The organism is Nocardiopsis synnemataformans (assembly GCF_965343085.1).
In the GTDB taxonomy this organism is placed as follows: Bacteria; Actinomycetota; Actinomycetes; order Streptosporangiales; family Streptosporangiaceae; genus Nocardiopsis; species Nocardiopsis alborubida.
In genome coordinates this window covers 106,625-125,264 of sequence record NZ_CBDRFA010000005.1, presented here as the reverse complement: position 1 = coordinate 125,264, position 18,640 = coordinate 106,625, and the positions used below count along the sequence as shown (strand labels likewise).

Sequence of the window (18,640 nt, the reverse complement as noted above, 5' to 3'; positions counted from 1 at the left end):
CCGCCAGGGCCCGTCCTCCGGACCGCTTCGGGCCCCGTCTCTCCCGTCCCGGCCCCGGGCCCAGCTCCAACCCGGGGCCCGGACCCTCCTACGCCGCCACCCGGCGCGGACTCCACCGCGGCGCGAGGTCGAACTCCGCCCAGATCACGCGGCCCCGGCCCTCGCCCGGCGCACCTGCCCGACGGGTTCCCCAGCGCGCGGAGAAGTGGCCGATGAGCAGCAGCCCCTGACCCAGCGCGAGCTCCCGCCAGTCCCGGTCCGCCTCCGGACCCGGCACGCACGCCAGGGCGCCCGGGACCCACCGGTCCGCCACCGACAGCCGCAGGACACGGTGCCCGCCGGGGTCGTGGCGCAGGACGAGCGTGCGCACCACCTCCGTCCCGCCTCCGCCGGGCAGGACCCGTTCCATGGTGTTGGCCAGCATCTCGCTGGCGCACAGCACCACGGCGGCGACCAGTTCCTCGTCGGCGCCCGAGATCCGCGACAGGTCGGCGCGCAGGTCGGCCCGGGCTCTGCGGATGGCGGCCAGGCTCGCGGGATAGCTGCGGCGCTTCCAGCGCCTGTCCAGGTCGATCGGTCGCCGTGGGCGTGGCAGGACGGTCATCTGTCTTCTCCTCGGTTCGTGCGACGGCCGCACGGGCGGTTCCCACCGGAACGGCCTCCGCGGTTCGTCGGATCCTCGTGTTCTCTCGTGTCCGCGTGCCTTCGTGTCCTCGTGGGGGCGGGGACCTCGGAGGCCGTGGTCCCGGCCGCCCGGCGCTCCGCCCGCCCCGTCACCTCGTGGCGGCGAAGATCGTGGCCTCGTCGTCCAGCCACACCAGCTGGTGTTCGGCCGACACCGTCAGTCCGAACCGGGTGTGCGCGGGACGCCCCGCCTCCACCCACAGCAGGTGGGCCGCCTCCAACTCGTCGAACAGCCTCCGGGGACCGTGCTGGCGCACCTCGTAGCCCTGGTCCCGGTGCCCGGGGTCGATGTGCCAGGAGGCCCACGACCAGGTCGAGGAGTCCAGCAGGTACACCGTGAACCGCGGGTCCTCGGGGCCGCCCCCGAGCCGGACGATCCGGTGCACGTCGGGCATCTGCAACCCCACCGCGAAGGCCCCGTCGGAGTCGCCGACCACCTCTCCCGGGTGCAGCCGGGAGCACGTCGTGGTGTGCTCGTCGTCGTCCGGCCGGACGTAGGTCTCCAGCAGGTGGCGGGGGGTCCGGTCCGCGCGCGCCCACATGCGGTCGGTGTGCCCGGTGAACCTCCCGTGCGCGATTCCGTGCGGACCGACCACGAGGTCGGCCGTCACCCCGCGGTGGAAGGCGGTGCCCCACGGTGTCAGGACGCGTCCGCCGGGCTGGCACTGCGCCACCCAGGCGTAGGGGACCCGCTGCACCGTCACCGCGCTGACCACCCGGTCGTAGGGCGCGCGCCCCGCCCAGCCGCGCATGCCGTCCCCGCTGACCACCAGCGGCGTGAGCCCCGCGCTCATCAGCCGCACCCGCGCCTGTTCGGCCAGTTCGAAGTCGATCTCCACGGAGGTGACGGCGTCGTCGCCCAGGAAGCGCGCGAGCAGGGCGGCGGTGTACCCGCTGCCGGTGCCCACCTCCAGCACCCGCATCCCCGGTGCGGCCCGCAACCGCTGCAAGGTCTCGGCCACCGAGGACGGCGCCGGGGACGAGGACGTGGGCTCTCCGGGGCCGTAGCGGGCTCCGTCGTCGACCTGGGTGACGACGGGGACGTCGGCGTAGGCGGCCTCCAGCCACCGCAGTTCGCCGCGGTAGCGGTCGACGGGCACGCCCGTGTCGGGGTCGGCGATCTCGTCGGGCAGGAACAGGTGCCGCGGAACCGCCGCGAAGGCCCCGCGCCACTCCGCGGCCAGGCCGCCCTCCTCGACGAGGCGTTCGACCATCCTCTCGTGCGGGGGAATCATCTTCCGTACCTCCCGCATCTCCCGCACCGCCTGACGCACCCGGGGTGCCCGGTCCGGCCGGGCCTTCCGCGCCGCCGGACGCGCGAATCACTCGTGTGAACAGCACCGACACCGGCTCCGGACTCGTGGCCCGCGCCGCCGCCGTGCCCTGCCTGTGGGGTGGAGGTCACCGCTCTTCTCCTCGGGGGTGTCTCCGGCATGGACGAACCAGGGTCTTGCGTCCATTACGGGGACGGGGGTTTCCGGGTAAGGATTACTACGGAAGATGTAACGCCGTTCGTCCGCGAGGGCGGAATTCCGTGCCGATATACACCGGCGGTATGCATGACGAAATCCCTGGTCGGTCCACGTCTTTCCCCGTCACGGGCTTTCTGGGCCCGTGCCGACGTCCTGCGCTCGCTGGCCGAGCACGACGCCGGGGCCCTGTTCGGGCTCGTCCGCCAGCACACCGGTGCCAGCCAGCAGACGATCGGCTCCGCCGTCGACATGGCCCAGCCGCACGTGAGCGCGATCATGGCGGGAAGACGCCTGGTCACCGCGCTGAGCACGTGGCAGCGCATCGCCGACGGCCTGGCCATGCCGTCCGAGGCCCGCCGGACCCTGGGCCTCGCGGATTCGGGTGACGAGTATTCGAAGGGCGTTTCCTGGACAGAATCCTCGGTGCAAGAAGGCGATTTATGGTCCGCGTCCAGAACGGCGCAGGACATCGTCGACATCACGCTGAAGGACCTGATGAAACGCAGAGACGCATTCGCGGTCGGCGGCGCGCTCCTGATGGGCGCCGCACTGACGGAGACGCTGGAACACTGGCTGCTGCCCGGCCCGGCCGCCCCCGGCCTGGTCCGCGGCACCATCGGAGAGGCCGAGCTGGGGCGGATCGAGGCCGCCACCGTGGCGCTGCGGCACTGGAACGACAGGTGGCGCCTGGGCGTGCGCCGCAAGGCCGTCGTCGGACAGCTCTCGGAGGTGTCCGAACTCGTGGAGACCCCCCAGCCGGCCCCCGTGCAGGGGCGGCTGTTCGCGGTGATGGCCGAGCTGTCCAAGACCGTGGCCTCGATGTCCTTCGACGCCGGGGACCACCCCACCGCGCAGCGGTACTACACCCTCTCCCTGCGCGCGCTCCACCAGGCCGGGCCCGAGCACCGCCCCTACGGAGTCGGGGTCCTGGCCGACATGGCCCGGCAGATGCTCGACCTGCACCGGCCCGAGGACGCCCTGGACATCTCCCGCCTCGCGCTCGACAGCGCGGACTCCACCGGGGCGCCCGCACTCGTCCGGGCGATGCTGCGCACGCGCGAGGGCTGGTCCTACGCTCGGATGGGCAGGTCGGAGGCCTACCGTCGCACCGTCATCCAGGCCGAGGACCTCCTCGCGGGCGCGAACGGGGAGGACGTGCCCGACTGGGTGGGCGGTTTCGACCACGCCGAACTGGCCGGGGTGGTCGGTGCCCGCTACCGCGACCTGGCTGTGCTCCAGGAGGACCCGGGCGCCCGGCGCAGGCACGCCGAGTCCTCCGCCGCCTACATCACCAAGGCACTCCAGCTGCGCGCCCCCTCGGGCAAGCGCGGACGCGCCTTCGACCTCATCGGGTTGGGCCGCACCTACCTGCTGCTGGACGAGCCCGCCGAGGCCGCGCGGGTGGTGCGCCAGGCCGCGGCCCTCGAACCCTCCCTGGGTTCGGGCAGGGTCCGCAGGCGCCTGCGCGACTGGTACACCGAGTCCGCCACGCACCACCGCGACCCGCACGTGGCCGAGGTCCGCGACGAGTTATCACATACGCTGCTGCACCATCAGCGAAATGTGAAAGGGATGACGTGACTCGAATCGGAATCACTGGTCATTCGAATCTTTCCGGTGACAGCGTGACGTTGGTGCGCAAAGCTCTGGTGGCGGCACTCGGTCCCTACGCCGACGACGGGCTCGTCGGCGTCTCCTGCCTGGCGCGCGGCGCGGACCAGCTCTTCGCCGAGGCCGTGCTGGAGGCCGGGGGCAGGCTCGAGGTCGTGCTGCCCTCGGCCGACTACCGCGAGGCCAAGGTCAAGCCCGCCAACCTGGACCGTTTCGACGACCTGCTCGTGAGCTCCTCGCTGGTGCGCTACATGCCGCACCGGCGGGCGGACCGCGCCGCCTACGAGGACGCCAACGAGGCCGTCCTGGAGTGGGTGGAGCTGCTGTTCGCGGTCTGGGACGGCCAGCCCGCCGACGGCAGGGGCGGGACCGGGGACGCGGTCGAGGCGGCGCGGGGGAGGGGAGTGCCGGTGGAGGTCATCTGGCCGGAGGGAGCCCGGCGGGACTGAACCGGACGCCCGGCGCCCTGCCCCGCGCGGGGCAGGGACCGTGCCGGAGCGGTGTGCTCCGGGGCCGTGGACCATGCCGGAGCGGACGGGTCAGGCCCCGGCCCGGCTCCGCGCGGCCGGAACCCTGATCGGTGTCGGGAGAGAGCGTGGTCGGGACCGCGGGCGGTCCCGACCACTTCTGTTCAGCGCTGCTTCGGTACGTCGTTCAGACGGTCAGCGCTGCTTGGGTGCACCGTCCAGGGCGCCGTGCAGGGCTTCGGCGAAGGCGCGGGGATGGGTCCCGAAGCCCACGTGGTCACCCGGGAAGGCGACCGGCTCCGTGCCCAGGCGCCGGACGAGCGCGAGCCCGATGTCGTGGATGGGCTGCCCGGCGGAGGCGTCGCCCAGGCCCACCGTCACCGGGACACGGCCCTCCCGCAACGCCTCCACGTCGGGCCGGTACAGCGACAGCGGCATCAGCCCGTGGGCCAGGAAGTACGCGAAGTTGCCGCTGACCCGCTCGAAGGTCTCGGGGTCCTCGTGCATGGGTCCCTCCGTCGCCGCGTCCTCCGGTTCCCGCCCGCCGTCCTCCTGCGTTCCCTCAGCCTCCTCGTCCAGGCCGTTCAGCGCCATGAACTTGCCGATCGCCGCCTCCACGCCCTCGCGCCGGTAGGTGTCGTAGACGTCCTGGTCGCGGGCGAGCACCTCGGAGGGGTCGTCGAGCAGCATGAGGCAGGGCGGCTCGTGCGCGAGCAGCGCGCGCACCGACCCGGGGTGGCGCACGGCCATGTCGAGCCCGATCTGGGCGCCCGCGCTGTTGCCGAACACGTAGGCCGGGCCCGCGTCCAGTTCGGCGACCAGTCTGGCGGCGTCGTCGCTGTGCACCTCCACCCGCTGGTCCTCGGGCTCGCCGTCCAGCGTGCTGCGCGAGTTGCCGCGGGGGTCGTAGGCCACGGTCGTGTAGCGGTCGGACAGGTGCTCGGCCAGGGCGGTGTAGACGCCCGCGTCCTGTGGGCCGCCGGGGATCATCAGCAGCACGGGGCCCGAACCGCGGACCTCGTAGTGGATCCTGGCGCCCGGAACCTTCAGCGTGTGCGCTCCCGGTGAGTGGCGCGAGTGGTGTGACATGTCTGCGTCTCCTGCCTCTCCGTGTCCGGCGGTCAGCTGTCGCTGAGCACCATGCGGTTGCCCTCGCTGTCGCGGAACTCGGCGGCCGTGACCCCCGGCTGCCACATCGCCTCCTGCGGTTCGGTGACGATCTCCACGCCCTCGGCGCGCAGGGCCTCGACCGTGCCCTCGACGTCCGCCGTCACCAGGACCATGACCGGCTCGGCGGACGGGTCCTCGTCCGCGCGGCGCTGGAAGTGCAGGTGGGTCCGCGAGCCGGGGAAGCCGAGCTCGATCCACCGCCACCCGTCGTCGGACATGGGCGCGTCGGTCGCCACGGTGCAGCCGAGGCGGTCGGTGTAGAAGGCCTTGGCCCGCTCCTGGTCGAAGACGGGGAGTTCGGCGAACTTGACGTACATGTGGCTTCTCGTTCCCTCTGACGCGCTACCGCGTTCGGTCCGGTTTCACACTGGACCGTCCAGTACCGCATGTGATGTGAAACTAGACCGTACAGTACCCATAGGACAAAAGGGTCGAAACGAAACCCGGAACGACGAAGACGAGGTGTTGAACAGCGTGAACCCGCCAGCGGAGGAGGGGCTGAGCCGCTCGGCCCGCAAGCGCCGGGCCATCCTGGGCGCTGCGGAGGAGGTCTTCCTCAGAGGCGGTTACCTCGGGACCAACATGGACGAGATCGCCGCACTGTCGGAGGTGTCGAAGCAGACGGTCTACAAGCACTTCGGCAGCAAGGAGGGGCTGTTCGTCGAGATCGTCACCAGTATGACCTCGGGCGCGGGGGACGCCGTGCGCGACGAGACGCCCGAGCCCGACCGGGTCGAGGACGTGGAGGCCTACCTGCGGGACTATGCGCGTCGCCAGCTCACGGTGGTGCTCACGCCGCGGTTGATGCGGTTGAGGCGGATGGTGATCGGCGAGGTCGCGCGGTTCCCGGAGCTGGCGCGGGTGCTGTACGAGTGCGGGCCGCAGAGGGCGATCGCTGGGCTTGCTGAGAGCTTCGCCCGGCTGGGGGAGAGGGGGTTGCTGGCGGTGGAGGACCCCCTGCGGGCGGCGTCCCACTTCAACTGGCTGGTGATGTCGGAGCCGGTGAACCGCGCGATGCTGCTGGGGGACGAGGCCATTCCGACGGAGGCGGAACTGTGCCAGCATGCGGAGGAGGGAGTGCGGGTGTTCCTCGCGGCGTACGGGGTTGACGGTCGTTAGGGGAGTCGTGGGGCGTTTGGGTTTTATGGGGTCAGTGTCTGTTTTTCAGGAAGTTGGAAAAACGGGCACTTGCCACTGGTAAGTTCGCAGGTGGTTGACTGTGCTCCCCGCGCACGCGGGGATGGTCCCCTCCTCAGGCAGCACGTTGGTACAGGTCGTGCGTGCTCCCCGCGCACGCGGGGATGGTCCCAACTCGGGGTCGCTCAACGGGCCGAGCACGTTGTGCTCCCCGCGCACGCGGGGATGGTCCCGACTTGGACGGCCGCCTGATGTCGTTCTGGCGGTGCTCCCCGCGCACGCGGGGATGGTCCCGGCTCGCCGTGGGCAGCAGTGCGGAGGGTGGTGTGCTCCCCGCGCACGCGGGGATGGTCCCCCCAGCAGAGGCGCACCCGACCGGTTGTCCCTGTGCTCCCCGCGCACGCGGGGATGGTCCCATCAGACCGTTCGAGTCCTCGTACACGGTCCAGTGCTCCCCGCGCACGCGGGGATGGTCCCTGAACCTAGGCCACGGGCCCACGACCGGCCGGGTGCTCCCCGCGCACGCGGGGATGGTCCCGGCGCCCATGCGGGCCCAGACGCGGGCGGTGGGTGCTCCCCGCGCACGCGGGGATGGTCCCAGGTGCCGCGCACCCGAATACCCCACGCGGGTGTGCTCCCCGCGCACGCGGGGATGGTCCCGTTTCCAGCTTGCAGCCGCGGAGGCCCGCGAGGTGCTCCCCGCGCACGCGGGGATGGTCCCACCAGGACCGGAGGGCGGACCAGCACGAGGCGGTGCTCCCCGCGCACGCGGGGATGGTCCCACCAGGACCGGAGGGCGGACCAGCACGAGGCGGTGCTCCCCGCGCACGCGGGGATGGTCCTTCCAGCGCTACCCGCGCCTTACGGTCCCCCTCGGTGCTCCCCGCGCATGCGGGGATGGTCCAGCCGCAGGCGAGACCTACGCCGACCTGGACGAGTGCTCCCCGCGCACGCGGGGATGGTCCCTTCAACCGCGACATCATGCGCGGAATCCGCGCGTGCTCCCCGCGCACGCGGGGATGGTCCCACCTTCGACGGGCTGTTGATCCCCAACGCCGAGTGCTCCCCGCGCACGCGGGGATGGTCCCACCTCGGGGTCCGCACCGTCGCCGCGCCGAAGGTGCTCCCCGCGCACGCGGGGATGGTCCCCGAGGCGCACACCACCCGCGCTGTGTACCACGGTGCTCCCCGCGCACGCGGGGATGGTCCGAGGGTGACCGAGGCGCTCCAGCCATTTGCCGAGTGCTCCCCGCGCACGCGGGGATGGTCCCTACATCGCCCTGCACCTGAGGCTGGCCGGGGTGTGCTCCCCGCGCACGCGGGGATGGTCCCTGGTACCGGTACCCCGGCATGGAGGCCCTCCGGTGCTCCCCGCGCACGCGGGGATGGTCCCACCGACGGCACCCTGTCCATGGACGTCACCCGGTGCTCCCCGCGCATGCGGGGATGGTCCCCGGTCGGACCAGGGGCAGCTACCTCCTTCGTCACTCCAGGTTCGGCACATCCGGTCAGATCCGGTCAGACGAAGTACCGCGCCTGGAGGCGGAACAGCTCGGCGTAGAGTCCGTCAGTCCGGCTCAGTGTGTCGTGGGTGCCGGTTTCGACGACCCGGCCGCCGTCCAGGACCACGATGAGATCAGCCGCCCGGGCGGTCGTTAAGCGGTGCGTGACAAGGACGGTCACACCGCCCTCCTGGCGGCTCAGGTCGGCGTACTGCTGGAACAGCCACTCCTCGGCCCGTGCGTCGAGGCTGGCGGTGGGCTCGTCCAGGATCCGCAGCAGCGGTGCCTGCCGCATCGCCGCCCGTGCGTTGGCGACCGTCTGCCACTGGCCGCCGGACAGTCCCTTGCCGTCCCACGACTTCCGCCCGAGCCGGGTGTCCAGGCCCTCGGGCAGCGAAGCGAGCAGCGTGTCGCCGCCGACCGTCCGCAGCGCCTCAATGACCCGCTCCGGGTCGTCGCGATGCTCGATCCGGCCCAGCCCGACCGTGTCCCGCAGGGACATCTCGATGTGCACCGGGTCCTGGAAGGCCGCCGTGATCCGGGCGCGCCACTCGTCCGGGGCGAACCGCGCGAGATCGGTTCCGTCCACCAGGACGCGCCCCTCACCGGGCTGGTAGAGGCCGCTGAGCATCTTGACGAACGTCGACTTCCCCGCGCCGTTCTCGCCGACCAGGGCCACCACGGTGCCAGCCGGGAGTTCGAGGTCGATGTCGCTCAGTGCGGGCTGATCGCGGTTCCAGTACTGGAAGCCGAGTCCCTCCACCCTGATACCGCCGTCCAGCCGGGTGGGCACCGCCACCGGCGTGGTCGGCACGACGGCCGCCCGCTCCGCGGTGCCGTCCTCCACCACGTCGAGGAACGCCCGGGTCGCCCGAAGCGACTCCAATGACCAGAAGGACAGGTTGAGCAAGCTCTGTACCTGGCCGGTGATCTGGCTGCTGACGGCGACGGCCGCGACGATGAGGCCGAGCGGGGCATCGCCGGACAGCCCGGCCCGCACCATCAGGGCGACGGCGGTCGCGTACGCCAGCACGAAGAGCAGCCAGGCCAGCGCGACCGGTACCCGGGCCAGCCGATCGGTCCGGGCGATGTCCCGGCCTCCGGAGTCCCACTCCTCGCGGTGCCTGCGCCGCAGTTCGCCCGCCAGTCCGAAGAGGCGGGTCTCGCGGCCGGGTGCGGCCGTCGTGGCGAGAGTGAACAGATGACCGGCCAGCCGGGTCCGGGGCGTGGCACGCTCCACGGCCTGACCGCGCTTCCTGTCCGCCGCCTGGGTGGCCAGCACCGCGGGGACGGCGAAAAGCGGCAGTACGGCCAGGACCGGAACGACCGAGGCCATCAGGGCGGCCGAGGTGATCAGGGCCAGCGCGGCTCCGGCCAGCCACATCAGCCGGTCGAAGCCCGGCCCGATCTCGCCCCGCGCACCGCGGACCACCGCCGCCTTGTCGGAGCGGCTCGAACGCTCGTGGACCTCCAACGTCGGCGTCGTGCCGACCACGTCGATGAATCGGCGCTCGACTTCGTTCTGGATCTCCTCCTGTAGGCGCAGGCGGGTGAAGTAACCGGCGATGAAGGTGCCCTGGGTGAGCATGACGAAGACCGCCACACACAGCGCGAGTACCACCAGGCCGCTGGTCGAACGTCCGCTCGCCACCTCGCTGAACAGTCCGATCGCCACCGCGAGGCCGATCCCGGTGGCCTGTTCGAGAAGCGCCACCGCCACCACGATCAGGGAACGGAACCGGTCGGTGCGGTATCCGGTCGTGAGGACGAAGCGCAGGGCGCTGATCACGACGGTGCCTCCTCGAAACGCTTCGCCTGTAGGCGGAACAGCTCGGCGTACCGGCCGCCGGCACCGATCAGGTCCTCGTGCGTGCCGTCCTCGACGATCCGGCCCTGATCGAGTACGACCACCCGTTCCGCCTTGCGCACGGTCGCGAACCGATGGGAGATCGCGACGGTCGTGGCCCCTGCGGTGAGCTCGTGGAACGTGTCGTAGAGCTGGGCCTCGGCGCGGGCGTCGAGGCTCGCGGCCGGTTCGTCCATGATCAGGAGCCGTGCGCCGTGCCGCAGGCCGAACAGCGCCCGGGCGATGGCGATGCGCTGCCACTCTCCGCCCGACGCGTCGACCCCGCCCGTGTACCCACTGGACATCACCGTGTTCCAGCCGTGCGGAAGTCCCTCGACGAACTTCAGCAGTCCGGCCTGCCGCGCCACGGCCCGCAGACCCTCCTCGTCGTCCGCGTGAGCCAGGGAACCGAAGGCGATGTTGTCCCGCACGGTCAGCTCGTAGCGGCCGAAGTCCTGGAAGACGGCGACCACCTGACGCTGCCAGCTCCGGCGGTTGGCGTCCTCGACCGGGGTCCCACCGACGCGTACGCGCCCCCCGCTCGGAGCGTCCAGACCGGCGAGGAGCCGGGCCAGCGTCGTCTTGCCGGCCCCGTTGAGACCGACGACGGCGAGCGACTGGCCCGCGGGAACGTCGAGGTCGATGCCGCGCAGCACGTCGTCCGCGGCGCCGCCGTACCGGAAGCGCAGATCCTCACAGGAGACGGTCGCGACCGGTGCCGCCCAGGGAGTGGTGTCCGGCCCGTCCGGCGCCGCCACGACCGGGAAGGCGAACGCCTCGGCGGCCGCCTTCGAGCCGAAGCTGGTGCGCAGGTCGTCCTCGTCCGTCCGGAGCACCTGGAGAAGGGCCCGCAGGGCGAGGCCGCCGAGCGCCAGGTCGCCCACCGTCGTTCCTCCGGTGGCGGCCCGGTACGCCAGGTAGTAGAGGACCGAGGCGACCGTGACGCCGGTGACCACGACGATCACGACGACGAACACGCGGTGTTCGCGCCGCCGCCGCCAGACCTCCGTCATGTTCACGCGCCACTCCGAGTGGTAGGCGTCGCGGAAGAAGGCCGTGAGACCGAAGAGGCGCACTTCCCGGGCCGCGCCCGGCGTGGTCGGCACGTCCCGCAGGTAGGACGTACGGCGGAGCTTCTCCGTCTGGTTCACGGTCTCGATGACAGCGATCCGGTAGTTCCGGACCAGCCGGGAGTGGAGCACGGCGAAGACGGCGAAGACGATGAGCCCCAACCCCCAGGTGACCTGGGTGAGCAGAACCGCGGAGCCGACACCGGTCACCCACAACGAGGCCTTGGTCGAGAAGCCGAAGACCGCCTCCCCGGGCGGCATGTCGATGGTCCCCTCGCCCCGCGCCCGCCCGAGCCGGTCCAGGTAGGCCGGATCCTCCAGGTGGCCGATGGTCGTCGGCTCCGAGGCGGCCGTCATCACGCGCTCACTCAGTCGGCCGGTGACCCGGCGGCCGAGGTCCCGGCCCAGAGCCGTGCGCGCCGACTCGGCGATATGGGTGAGGAAGAACAGCACGAGGACGAGGGCGACCCAGCGGTAGCACTCCCGCGCCGCCGGGGTGCCCAGCCCCTGGCCGATGGCAGAGGTGAGCCCGTCCACCAGTCCGCCGATCCCGATGGTGATGCCGACCGGGGCCGCACCGGCGAGGACGGCCAGCACCGTGGTCAGGGCGGCCGTGCCCGGTGCCACGGAGAAGGAGTAGCGGACCAGGGAGGGAAGCACCCACCGCTTCGCCGGGGGAGGCAGCGTCGCGGGAGGAGGCACTCGGCTCGTATCGGCGGTCACGCCTGCTCCCCGTCGTCGGGGTTACGGGCGATCGTGCCCCGGACCTGGGCGCCTGCCATCTTTCCTCCTGGTCGACCGCGGGTACCTTTTTCGTGGCCGCTCCCGAGGAACCCTCGGCTTGCGAACGGCGAAAGTCCTGTCGCCGACCCTGCGGGCTGTTCGGGTTTCCCGCTCGGACCCGGGAGAGCTGTGACAGCCTCCTCCGGGATATCGGTCCGGTACGGCGAGGAGCACGTTACGGGGGAAACCGCTTGGAATGCGATGGGTTTTCCGGCGGCTGTCCGGAGTGTGGTGTGTCGGCGGGTTCCGCCTCGCTCGGAGAGACCGTGCGACCGGAACGCGGTCCACGGCACCTTCCCGCGGTCCTTCGACGATTCGGATTTTGCTGTTCCCGCAAAGTTTCGTGACGCTCTCCCCGGAGTGGGTGCACTATCGCGGTACGCACCCCTGGGACGTGGTGATCACCGGTGACGGCCCGGCGGGTCTGGGCGCGGGGCTGACCCTGTGCCGTGCACCTGTTCGCCCCGAGCTGGAGGTGAAAGCCGCCGAGCGCGTTCTCGGCGGACACCGACACGGCCCCACGTCCCGAAGAGACGTGAACCCGGACATGCCGATGAGCCCGCGATCCGACCCGGAGCGCGGACAGTAAGGAGCCCCGTGACCGAGCATCGCCCGCAACTCACGGAGGAAGAAGCAGCCGCCATGTTCGAGCCCGAGGGCTGGGACGAGAGGTACGCCGGTCAGGAGAGGTTCTGGACCGGAAACCCCAACCCGCAGCTCGTCGCGGCGGCGACCGGGCTGACCCCTGGTACCGCGCTCGACGTCGGCTGCGGCGAGGGCGGCGACGTGGTCTGGCTGGCCCGACAGGGGTGGACGGTGACCGGAGCGGACTTCTCCGCGAACGGCCTGGCACGGGCCGCCCAGCGCACAGAGCAGGCCGGAGTCGCCGACCGGGTCGATTGGTGGAAGGTCGACGCACGGACTATCGCGGCGGACGGACGGTCGTACGACCTGGTGACCAGCCACTACCTGCACGCGCCGGACGGCGGGATGGTGGACGTGACGCGCCTGCTGGCCCACGCCGTCGCGCCCGGCGGGCACCTTCTCGTCGTCGGCCACGCGCCGTCCGAGGAGTTCGCCCATATGACCGAGAAGCAGCGCAGGGCCATGTTCCTCGCCGAAGAGCTCCTGCCCGGTCTGCCGGACGACTTCGAGGCCCTCGTGGTCGAGCAGCGGCCTCGGAAGCTGACCCGTGACGGAACCGCTGTGGACGCCCACGACTCCACGCTGTTCGCCCGCCGTCGACGCTGAGAGAGATCGACACAAGGCATCTTGATGGGGCCCGACGGCTCCGGGAGCGCCTTTAACGGGGCGCTTTCGGGGCCTGTCGTCTTGTTGTCTGCGGGAGCTTCGGGACTGCGGTATCCCCTTCTTCTGGTTGGTGGTGCCGAAATCTATGAGCCGGGTTATGTTGCTGTGGAGCGAGGCGGTCTCGGGTGTGTGGCTTGGTGGTGCTTGAGGGGTTTGGTTGCTTATGGGGTTTTGGTGGCACATGTCTGTTTTTCGGGAAGTTGGAAATTCGGCTGCTTGCCGCTGGTAAGTTCGCAGGTCGTTGACTGTGCTCCCCGCGCACGCGGGGATGGTCCCTCGACCCCAACGGCAGCGACTTCGCGCCCGCGGTGCTCCCCGCGCACGCGGGGATGGTCCCGCGGTCCGGTGGAATACCACGGACCGGCCGTCGTGCTCCCCGCGCACGCGGGGATGGTCCCATCCGCGCCCTGCCGCTGCTGGCCACCGAGAAGTGCTCCCCGCGCACGCGGGGATGGTCCCTACTCCGAGAACTCCGCGCGGCTGCTGGCAGCGTGCTCCCCGCGCACGCGGGGATGGTCCCTCCGCGGGGAACGCGCTGGTGCGGTATCCGGGGTGCTCCCCGCGCACGCGGGGATGGTCCCGTCCGCGAGCCCTACAGCATGACCTTCCACGAGTGCTCCCCGCGCACGCGGGGATGGTCCCAGCGCGAACACCTGCCAGCCCCGCTCGACGTAGTGCTCCCCGCGCACGCGGGGATGGTCCCCCTGCTTGACCTGCGCAAAGGGTCGTGGTGTCGTGCTCCCCGCGCACGCGGGGATGGTCCCCCGGCGACGCCCGTGGCGAGGTTGCCCAGGGAGTGCTCCCCGCGCACGCGGGGATGGTCCCCTCGCCAGCTCGGGGCCTTCCTCGCCGACGACGTGCTCCCCGCGCACGCGGGGATGGTCCCGCGAACTTCTACAACGCCACCACCGAGGACGTGTGCTCCCCGCGCACGCGGGGATGGTCCCCCGGCCAACCGCCCGCCGCCCACCATCACCAAGTGCTCCCCGCGCACGCGGGGATGGTCCCACGGTGGACGGGGCGTTCGCGCTTACCGGGTCGTGCTCCCCGCGCACGCGGGGATGGTCCCACGGCGATGAGCAGGGCCGTGGACGACGCCGAGTGCTCCCCGCGCACGCGGGGATGGTCCCTACCGCGTTTTCGTGGACGGCGAGGACGCGGGGTGCTCCCCGCGCACGCGGGGATGGTCCTCCTGAGGGTACAGAGTGGGCGTGACCCCCAATGTGCTCCCCGCGCACGCGGGGATGGTCCGCGCGGGGCGGGCATCGGGTGGTGGGTTAGTTGGTGCTCCCCGCGCACGCGGGGATGGTCCCTGTTCCCCCGACACCGACTGAGGTCATCGCGTGTGCTCCCCGCGCACGCGGGGATGGTCCCGACCCCGGTAGACCGGGCCCTATGGGCAGCCGGTGCTCCCCGCGCACGCGGGGATGGGCCTACCGGGCGCTCCTCGGCTTCGCCGGATCAGGAAGGGTGAACTCGGCCCAGGTCACCGTGCCCAGCCCCGCGCAGAAGGGGAAGTCCAGTACGGGACGAGAACCCCAGGCCACCGCCAGGTTCTCGACCAGCAGCAGGCCTCGACCGCGCTCGGCCTCCTGCCACTCCTCAGCCGTGCGCTGGCGGGGGATGAGGGGGCGGGTGTCCTTGACGCCGTCGTCGATCACCGACAGCCGAAGCACGGCCCCACCGTCCGGCGCCGTGTGAACGGCCAGCGTACGGATGACCCGCCCATCGACCTCACCCGACCGCGAGTGATCAACGGCGTTCGCGAACATCTCGCTGGCGCACAGCACCACCGTCTCCACCAGGTCGTCATCGGCTGCGGCGAACCGGATGAGATCGGCGCGCAGGTCTGAGCGCACGCGACTGGCGGTGGACAGGGTTCCGGGGTACAGGCGCGGCTCCCAGCGCCGTTCCGGGTAGGCGGTGATCGGCGAGGCCTGCGGCACAATGACCATGCCGGTAACTCCTTTTCGTGTGTTTTCGAGTGTCGGCCGTGCCCTGGAGGCGCTTTAACGCCTGCCAGGGCTTCAACGTGTCCGGCCGGGAACACGTGGGGGACGAGGCTTCTGGTCAGACCTTGGCCACAGTGGTGGTTCCGTGGGTGTCACTGGCTCCCGTCGCGCTGCCCGCTGTGAGGGCACGACGCCTGAGCTTCTCGGGAAAGCGTTCGACCGCCTGATCCAGCAGCCGCAGGGATTCGGCTGACGACAGGGCCACGCCCTGGAGGGTGGCGAACAGGTCGGTGTAGCCCTTGATGTGGGTGGCGTCAGTGACCAGGTGGCCTGGCCCGCGCGGGTGAGGGGTGTAGGCCAGGCAGTGGCGCGGGGAGAAAGCCAGCGTCCAGAACGCCCCGCGCAGGCCGGGATGGGGTGCGGTGCCCTCCGGAACGACGTGCACGGTGATGCTGTCACTGCTGGCCAGGTCGCGCAGGCGGGACAGCTGGACGCGCATGACATTGGGAGGGGCCACGGGTCGGGTGAGGGCGCCTTCGTCAACGATCAGGCAGTGATACGGAGGTCCGGATGGCGCGCCGTAGACCTTGCAGATCGCGGGTCGGTCCCTGATGAGGGAGGCAGCTTCCATGGGCCGCTCAGCCCGGTTCAGCGCGCGGGCGTAGTCCTCGGTCAGGAAGCCGTCGGGCAGGACGAGGGGCGCGTACGCCCGGACCTGGAACGCCTGGGGGAGAAGGTCGGCCACCGTGGCATCGGCCCGGAGGCCGGCGGTGATGAACGTCTGTGCCCAGGCGTCCCACAACACGCCTTCCGCTTCCAGCGCGCTGTCGAGGTGGCGGGCGTCGTTGCGCTGGGGCTCGCTGGTGCCGGACTCGATGCCGCTGATCCGGCTGGGGGAGACAAAGGCGTCCTGGGCCAGCTCCTCGACCGACAGGCCCAGGCGTTCCCGGGCAGCCCGGACCCGCTCCCCGAACCGCTCCCATGCCGATGCGGGTTCTTGAAGCTGTTCGGCATTCGTCGACCTGCTGTCTGTCCGGCGGCTCATAGCCATGACGCCTCCTTGAAGGGTGAGGTGCTTCGCTCCCAGTAAAGTCAGAGCTACGGGCAAATGCAAGTAGCTTTTGAAAGTGGCGAATTTTGTCCACTCATGCGAAGAAGGGCATGATCAAGGGATGGCTGACAACCCGACGCTTGCGCAGTGGCAACTGGCACAGGAGCTGAGGCAGCTTCGAGGAGAACGCAAGTTCGGAGATGTGGTCAAGGCCATGCGGACTGCGCCCAGCAGCCTGTCGCGGTGGGAGACGCCTGGCGATGGCGGAGCGGTTCCCGGTCCGTCGGCGATCGAGCGCTTGCTCAACCTGTACGGCGCTCCGGAGGAGCTTGACCGTCTGCTCGCGCTCCGGAAGCAGGCACGTGAACCGGACCGTTGGCAGCCGTACGAGCTGGAGCGGAGCTATCGGTCATACGCCAACATCGAAGCTCAGGCGACCTCGATCGAGATGTACCAGTCTCAGCTCATCCCCGGTCTGGCGCAGACGGAGGCCTACGCTCGTGCGGTCATCGAGGCGACCATGCGTCCTGACAGCGACCTCGACAGGGAGGTTCAGGTCCGGCTCACCCGTCAGGAAGTACTGACGAAGGCCGCCCCTCCCGAGGTGTGGATAATCGTTGCGGAAGCCGCTCTGCACCAGCGCATCGGTAGCGGGGAGCTTATGGCCGAGCAGCTCGACCACCTCATCGCATTGGCCGCCCTCCCGAACGTCACACTCCAGGTGCTGCCCTACAGCGCCGGAGCCCATGCGGCCTTGACCCTCGCCTCGTTCTCTATCCTGCGTGTGGACCACCATGGACTGCTGACGGTCTACCTCCAAGGCCCTTCGTCCCACATGTTCATGTCCAGCACGGAGAACGTGGACCACTACGCAGGAACGTTCAACCGCCTACGCGCGTCCGCTCTGGACGACGGAAAACCAACCCTCAAACTGCTCCAGGGGATCGCCCATGGGCACCGCCAGCACAAGGACTAGAAGCATGCAGCCAGAAGACTCGGCGTTCGGTGAGGACGTCGTTTTCCGCAAGTCGAGCTACTCGCAGAGCGAAGCCGCGTGTGTAGAGGTGGCTGACCTGCACGGTGCGGCAGCGGTCCGGGACACCAAGCATCGTGAGTTGGGTGTTCTTGCCTTCCCTGGCGGTGAGTGGCAAGTCTTTCTTGGGAGCGCCAAGGTGGGCGGGCAGTGATGAAATTTGAAGCCAAGGGGTCTATGGGATTTCTGGGGCCTATGTCCGAATCTTGGGAAGTTGGAAAAACGGGCGCTTGCCGCTGGTAAGTTCGCAGGTCGTTGACTGCTGGCTGCCCCGTGCTCCCCGTGCACGCGGGGATGGTCCCTCCCACACCCCACTGCGGTCGCGCCCTTCCGAGTGCTCCCCGTGCACGCGGGGATGGTCCCACCCAGGGGATCGGGATCTGCTACATCGGCGGGTGCTCCCCGTGCACGCGGGGATGGTCCCGAGTGCAGATGAGAAGACAGCAGCAGCCCAAAGTGCTCCCCGTGCACGCGGGGATGGTCCGATGACGCCTACGCCGCCGTGAGCGCTCTGGGGTGCTCCCCGTGCACGCGGGGATGGTCCCCGGGCCGCGTTCCAGGTGCACGTGTCCCGCCCGTGCTCCCCGCGCACGCGGGGATGGTCCCGGCGACCCGATCGGACACCTGGCCTATGTGGCGTGCTCCCCGTGCACGCGGGGATGGTCCCCGCTCGTGCGACAAGATCTCCGATACCCGGTCGTGCTCCCCGCGCACGCCGGGATGGTTTCCTGCGGCGCGAACCTTCATCGTGTCCTGCGAGGAGGACGAAGAACCACGCCAACCACGCCAGGTTGGCGTCTGTTTAGGGCATGATGGAGAACGTGAGTACTGACACCAGCCATCCGCACGAATTGTCCGTGACCGAGGCCCGCGATCACTTCTCCGAGCGCGTCAATCGCGCCGTCTACGGCGGCGAGGTCACTTTCGTCACCCGTGGGCGCCTTCACCAGCGGGCCGCTGCGATCGTTCCGGCCGAGATGGTTGACCACTACGAAGAGCTGTTGGACGAGCGTGACGCCCGTATCGCCGCCGAGCGCCTGGCCGACATCACGGCGGGCCGGTCCACGGTTGTGCCCTTCGACGAGGCGATGCGCCAGATCGGGCTGACCGAAGACGAGCTGGGCCGGTGAACGAGCCCTACACCGTCTCCTTTGCTGACCCAGCACTCAAGCAACTCGGCAAGCTCGACAAACCGATCCGACTTCGGATCGCGCGCAAGGTTCGAGAACTCGCGGTGGACCCACGCCCACCCGGAAGCATCCCGCTCAAGGGCGACACCGAATCCTGGCGCATCCGGGTGGGCGACTACCGGATCGTGTACACGATTCACAACGGTCAGTTGGTGGTACTCGTGCTGAGTGTGGCTCACCGTCGCGAAATCTACCGGGACCTGTAACGCGTTCCCCGCGCATGCGGGGATGATCCCCCGGCCGTCAGGTCATGACCTGGCGCGGACGCATGCTCCCCGCGCACGCGGGGACGGTCCCGAGCGTGGGCGGCCGGGGTCCAGGGTGGTGGTGTGCTCTCCGTGCGCACGGGGACACGCCCGGC

15 protein-coding genes, 1 pseudogene and 3 CRISPR repeat arrays are annotated in these 18,640 nt (G+C 70.5%); of the genes and pseudogenes, 8 read left to right on the top strand and 8 right to left on the bottom strand.

Features of this window, described 5'->3' with window-relative positions:
• Nucleotides 1-88: 88 nt before the first annotated feature.
• Nucleotides 89-604, bottom strand: a complete 516-nt coding sequence (locus ACSIH6_RS04180) for an ATP-binding protein (RefSeq protein ID WP_435106748.1) — start codon at nt 602-604, stop codon at nt 89-91.
• A gap of 169 nt (nt 605-773) precedes the next feature.
• Nucleotides 774-1,919 (bottom strand): methyltransferase domain-containing protein, encoded by a 1,146-nt coding sequence (locus ACSIH6_RS04175; RefSeq protein ID WP_435106746.1) that lies wholly within the window; start codon nt 1,917-1,919, stop codon nt 774-776.
• A gap of 324 nt (nt 1,920-2,243) precedes the next feature.
• On the opposite strand from ACSIH6_RS04175, the gene ACSIH6_RS04170 reads away from it, so the two are divergent.
• The gene (locus tag ACSIH6_RS04170; protein ID WP_435106744.1) at nt 2,244-3,737 is read left to right on the top strand and encodes an NsdA family TPR-like regulatory protein; all 1,494 of its coding nucleotides are present in this window, start codon (nt 2,244-2,246) and stop codon (nt 3,735-3,737) included.
• Entirely contained in the window at nt 3,734-4,216 is a 483-nt protein-coding gene (locus ACSIH6_RS04165) for a hypothetical protein (protein WP_435106742.1), read from the top strand. Before ACSIH6_RS04170 ends, ACSIH6_RS04165 begins: the two co-directional genes overlap by 4 nt.
• A 213-nt stretch (nt 4,217-4,429) precedes the next feature.
• On the opposite strand, the gene ACSIH6_RS04160 is transcribed toward ACSIH6_RS04165, so the two are convergent.
• Together ACSIH6_RS04160 and ACSIH6_RS04155 are read right to left on the bottom strand one after the other, a co-directional pair.
• Nucleotides 4,430-5,323: an alpha/beta fold hydrolase gene (locus tag ACSIH6_RS04160; RefSeq protein ID WP_435106741.1), complete on the bottom strand. Its 894-nt coding sequence runs from the start codon at nt 5,321-5,323 to the stop codon at nt 4,430-4,432.
• Between the two features lie 32 nt (nt 5,324-5,355).
• Nucleotides 5,356-5,721, bottom strand: coding sequence for a VOC family protein (locus ACSIH6_RS04155; RefSeq protein ID WP_435106739.1), 366 nt, complete (start codon nt 5,719-5,721; stop codon nt 5,356-5,358).
• Between the two features lie 157 nt (nt 5,722-5,878).
• On the opposite strand from ACSIH6_RS04155, the gene ACSIH6_RS04150 reads away from it, so the two are divergent.
• The gene (locus ACSIH6_RS04150; RefSeq protein ID WP_435106737.1) at nt 5,879-6,523 is read left to right on the top strand and encodes a TetR/AcrR family transcriptional regulator; all 645 of its coding nucleotides are present in this window, start codon (nt 5,879-5,881) and stop codon (nt 6,521-6,523) included.
• A 100-nt stretch (nt 6,524-6,623) separates the two neighbouring features.
• A CRISPR array of direct repeats spans nt 6,624-7,995; the repeat unit is 29 nt; unit sequence GTGCTCCCCGCGCACGCGGGGATGGTCCC.
• Nucleotides 7,996-8,059: 64 nt separating this feature from the next.
• On the opposite strand, the gene ACSIH6_RS04145 is transcribed toward ACSIH6_RS04150, so the two are convergent.
• Both ACSIH6_RS04145 and ACSIH6_RS04140 read right to left on the bottom strand, forming a co-directional pair.
• Nucleotides 8,060-9,832, bottom strand: coding sequence for an ABC transporter ATP-binding protein (locus tag ACSIH6_RS04145; protein ID WP_435106735.1), 1,773 nt, complete (start codon nt 9,830-9,832; stop codon nt 8,060-8,062).
• On the bottom strand, nt 9,829-11,619 hold the full coding sequence (locus tag ACSIH6_RS04140) for an ABC transporter ATP-binding protein (protein WP_435106733.1): 1,791 nt from the start codon (nt 11,617-11,619) through the stop codon (nt 9,829-9,831). Before ACSIH6_RS04140 ends, ACSIH6_RS04145 begins: the two co-directional genes overlap by 4 nt.
• Nucleotides 11,620-12,339: 720 nt before the next feature.
• On the opposite strand from ACSIH6_RS04140, the gene ACSIH6_RS04135 reads away from it, so the two are divergent.
• Nucleotides 12,340-12,993, top strand: coding sequence for an SAM-dependent methyltransferase (locus ACSIH6_RS04135; protein WP_435106731.1), 654 nt, complete (start codon nt 12,340-12,342; stop codon nt 12,991-12,993).
• 307 nt (nt 12,994-13,300) lie between these two features.
• Nucleotides 13,301-14,488: a CRISPR direct-repeat array (repeat unit 29 nt; unit sequence GTGCTCCCCGCGCACGCGGGGATGGTCCC).
• A gap of 124 nt (nt 14,489-14,612) precedes the next feature.
• Here the strand turns inward: ACSIH6_RS04135 and ACSIH6_RS04130 are convergent.
• Together ACSIH6_RS04130 and ACSIH6_RS04125 are read right to left on the bottom strand one after the other, a co-directional pair.
• Nucleotides 14,613-15,008: pseudogene (locus ACSIH6_RS04130) on the bottom strand (ATP-binding protein); the annotation flags it as partial.
• Nucleotides 15,009-15,123: 115 nt separating this feature from the next.
• Complete coding sequence (locus ACSIH6_RS04125) at nt 15,124-16,050, bottom strand: helix-turn-helix domain-containing protein (RefSeq protein ID WP_435106729.1); 927 nt, start codon at nt 16,048-16,050, stop codon at nt 15,124-15,126.
• A 127-nt stretch (nt 16,051-16,177) separates the two neighbouring features.
• Here ACSIH6_RS04125 and ACSIH6_RS04120 point away from each other — a divergent pair, with 127 nt between their 5' ends.
• The 4 genes from ACSIH6_RS04120 (at nt 16,178) to ACSIH6_RS04105 (ending at nt 18,485) form a co-directional block, all read left to right on the top strand.
• The gene (locus tag ACSIH6_RS04120; RefSeq protein WP_435106727.1) at nt 16,178-17,032 is read left to right on the top strand and encodes a helix-turn-helix domain-containing protein; all 855 of its coding nucleotides are present in this window, start codon (nt 16,178-16,180) and stop codon (nt 17,030-17,032) included.
• 4 nt (nt 17,033-17,036) lie between these two features.
• On the top strand, nt 17,037-17,243 hold the full coding sequence (locus tag ACSIH6_RS04115) for a DUF397 domain-containing protein (RefSeq protein WP_435106725.1): 207 nt from the start codon (nt 17,037-17,039) through the stop codon (nt 17,241-17,243).
• 119 nt (nt 17,244-17,362) lie between these two features.
• Nucleotides 17,363-17,816: a CRISPR direct-repeat array (repeat unit 28 nt; unit sequence GTGCTCCCCGTGCACGCGGGGATGGTCC).
• An 85-nt stretch (nt 17,817-17,901) separates the two neighbouring features.
• Nucleotides 17,902-18,219: a type II toxin-antitoxin system prevent-host-death family antitoxin gene (locus tag ACSIH6_RS04110; RefSeq protein WP_435106853.1), complete on the top strand. Its 318-nt coding sequence runs from the start codon at nt 17,902-17,904 to the stop codon at nt 18,217-18,219.
• Nucleotides 18,216-18,485, top strand: coding sequence for a type II toxin-antitoxin system RelE family toxin (locus tag ACSIH6_RS04105; RefSeq protein WP_435106723.1), 270 nt, complete (start codon nt 18,216-18,218; stop codon nt 18,483-18,485). Before ACSIH6_RS04110 ends, ACSIH6_RS04105 begins: the two co-directional genes overlap by 4 nt.
• Nucleotides 18,486-18,640 lie beyond the last annotated feature (155 nt).

What these genes read in the sequence shown, in the direction of transcription:
- ACSIH6_RS04160 (WP_435106741.1), bottom strand. Translation starts at nt 5,323, where the DNA reads ATGTCACACCACTCGCGCCACTCACCGGGAGCGCACACGCTGAAGGTT.
- ACSIH6_RS04180 (WP_435106748.1), bottom strand. Translation starts at nt 604, where the DNA reads ATGACCGTCCTGCCACGCCCACGGCGACCGATCGACCTGGACAGGCGC.
- ACSIH6_RS04175 (WP_435106746.1), bottom strand. Translation starts at nt 1,919, where the DNA reads ATGATTCCCCCGCACGAGAGGATGGTCGAACGCCTCGTCGAGGAGGGC.
- ACSIH6_RS04115 (WP_435106725.1), top strand. Translation starts at nt 17,037, where the DNA reads ATGCAGCCAGAAGACTCGGCGTTCGGTGAGGACGTCGTTTTCCGCAAG.
- ACSIH6_RS04120 (WP_435106727.1), top strand. Translation starts at nt 16,178, where the DNA reads ATGGCTGACAACCCGACGCTTGCGCAGTGGCAACTGGCACAGGAGCTG.
- ACSIH6_RS04125 (WP_435106729.1), bottom strand. Translation starts at nt 16,050, where the DNA reads ATGAGCCGCCGGACAGACAGCAGGTCGACGAATGCCGAACAGCTTCAA.
- ACSIH6_RS04170 (WP_435106744.1), top strand. Translation starts at nt 2,244, where the DNA reads ATGACGAAATCCCTGGTCGGTCCACGTCTTTCCCCGTCACGGGCTTTC.
- ACSIH6_RS04155 (WP_435106739.1), bottom strand. Translation starts at nt 5,721, where the DNA reads ATGTACGTCAAGTTCGCCGAACTCCCCGTCTTCGACCAGGAGCGGGCC.
- ACSIH6_RS04110 (WP_435106853.1), top strand. Translation starts at nt 17,902, where the DNA reads ATGGAGAACGTGAGTACTGACACCAGCCATCCGCACGAATTGTCCGTG.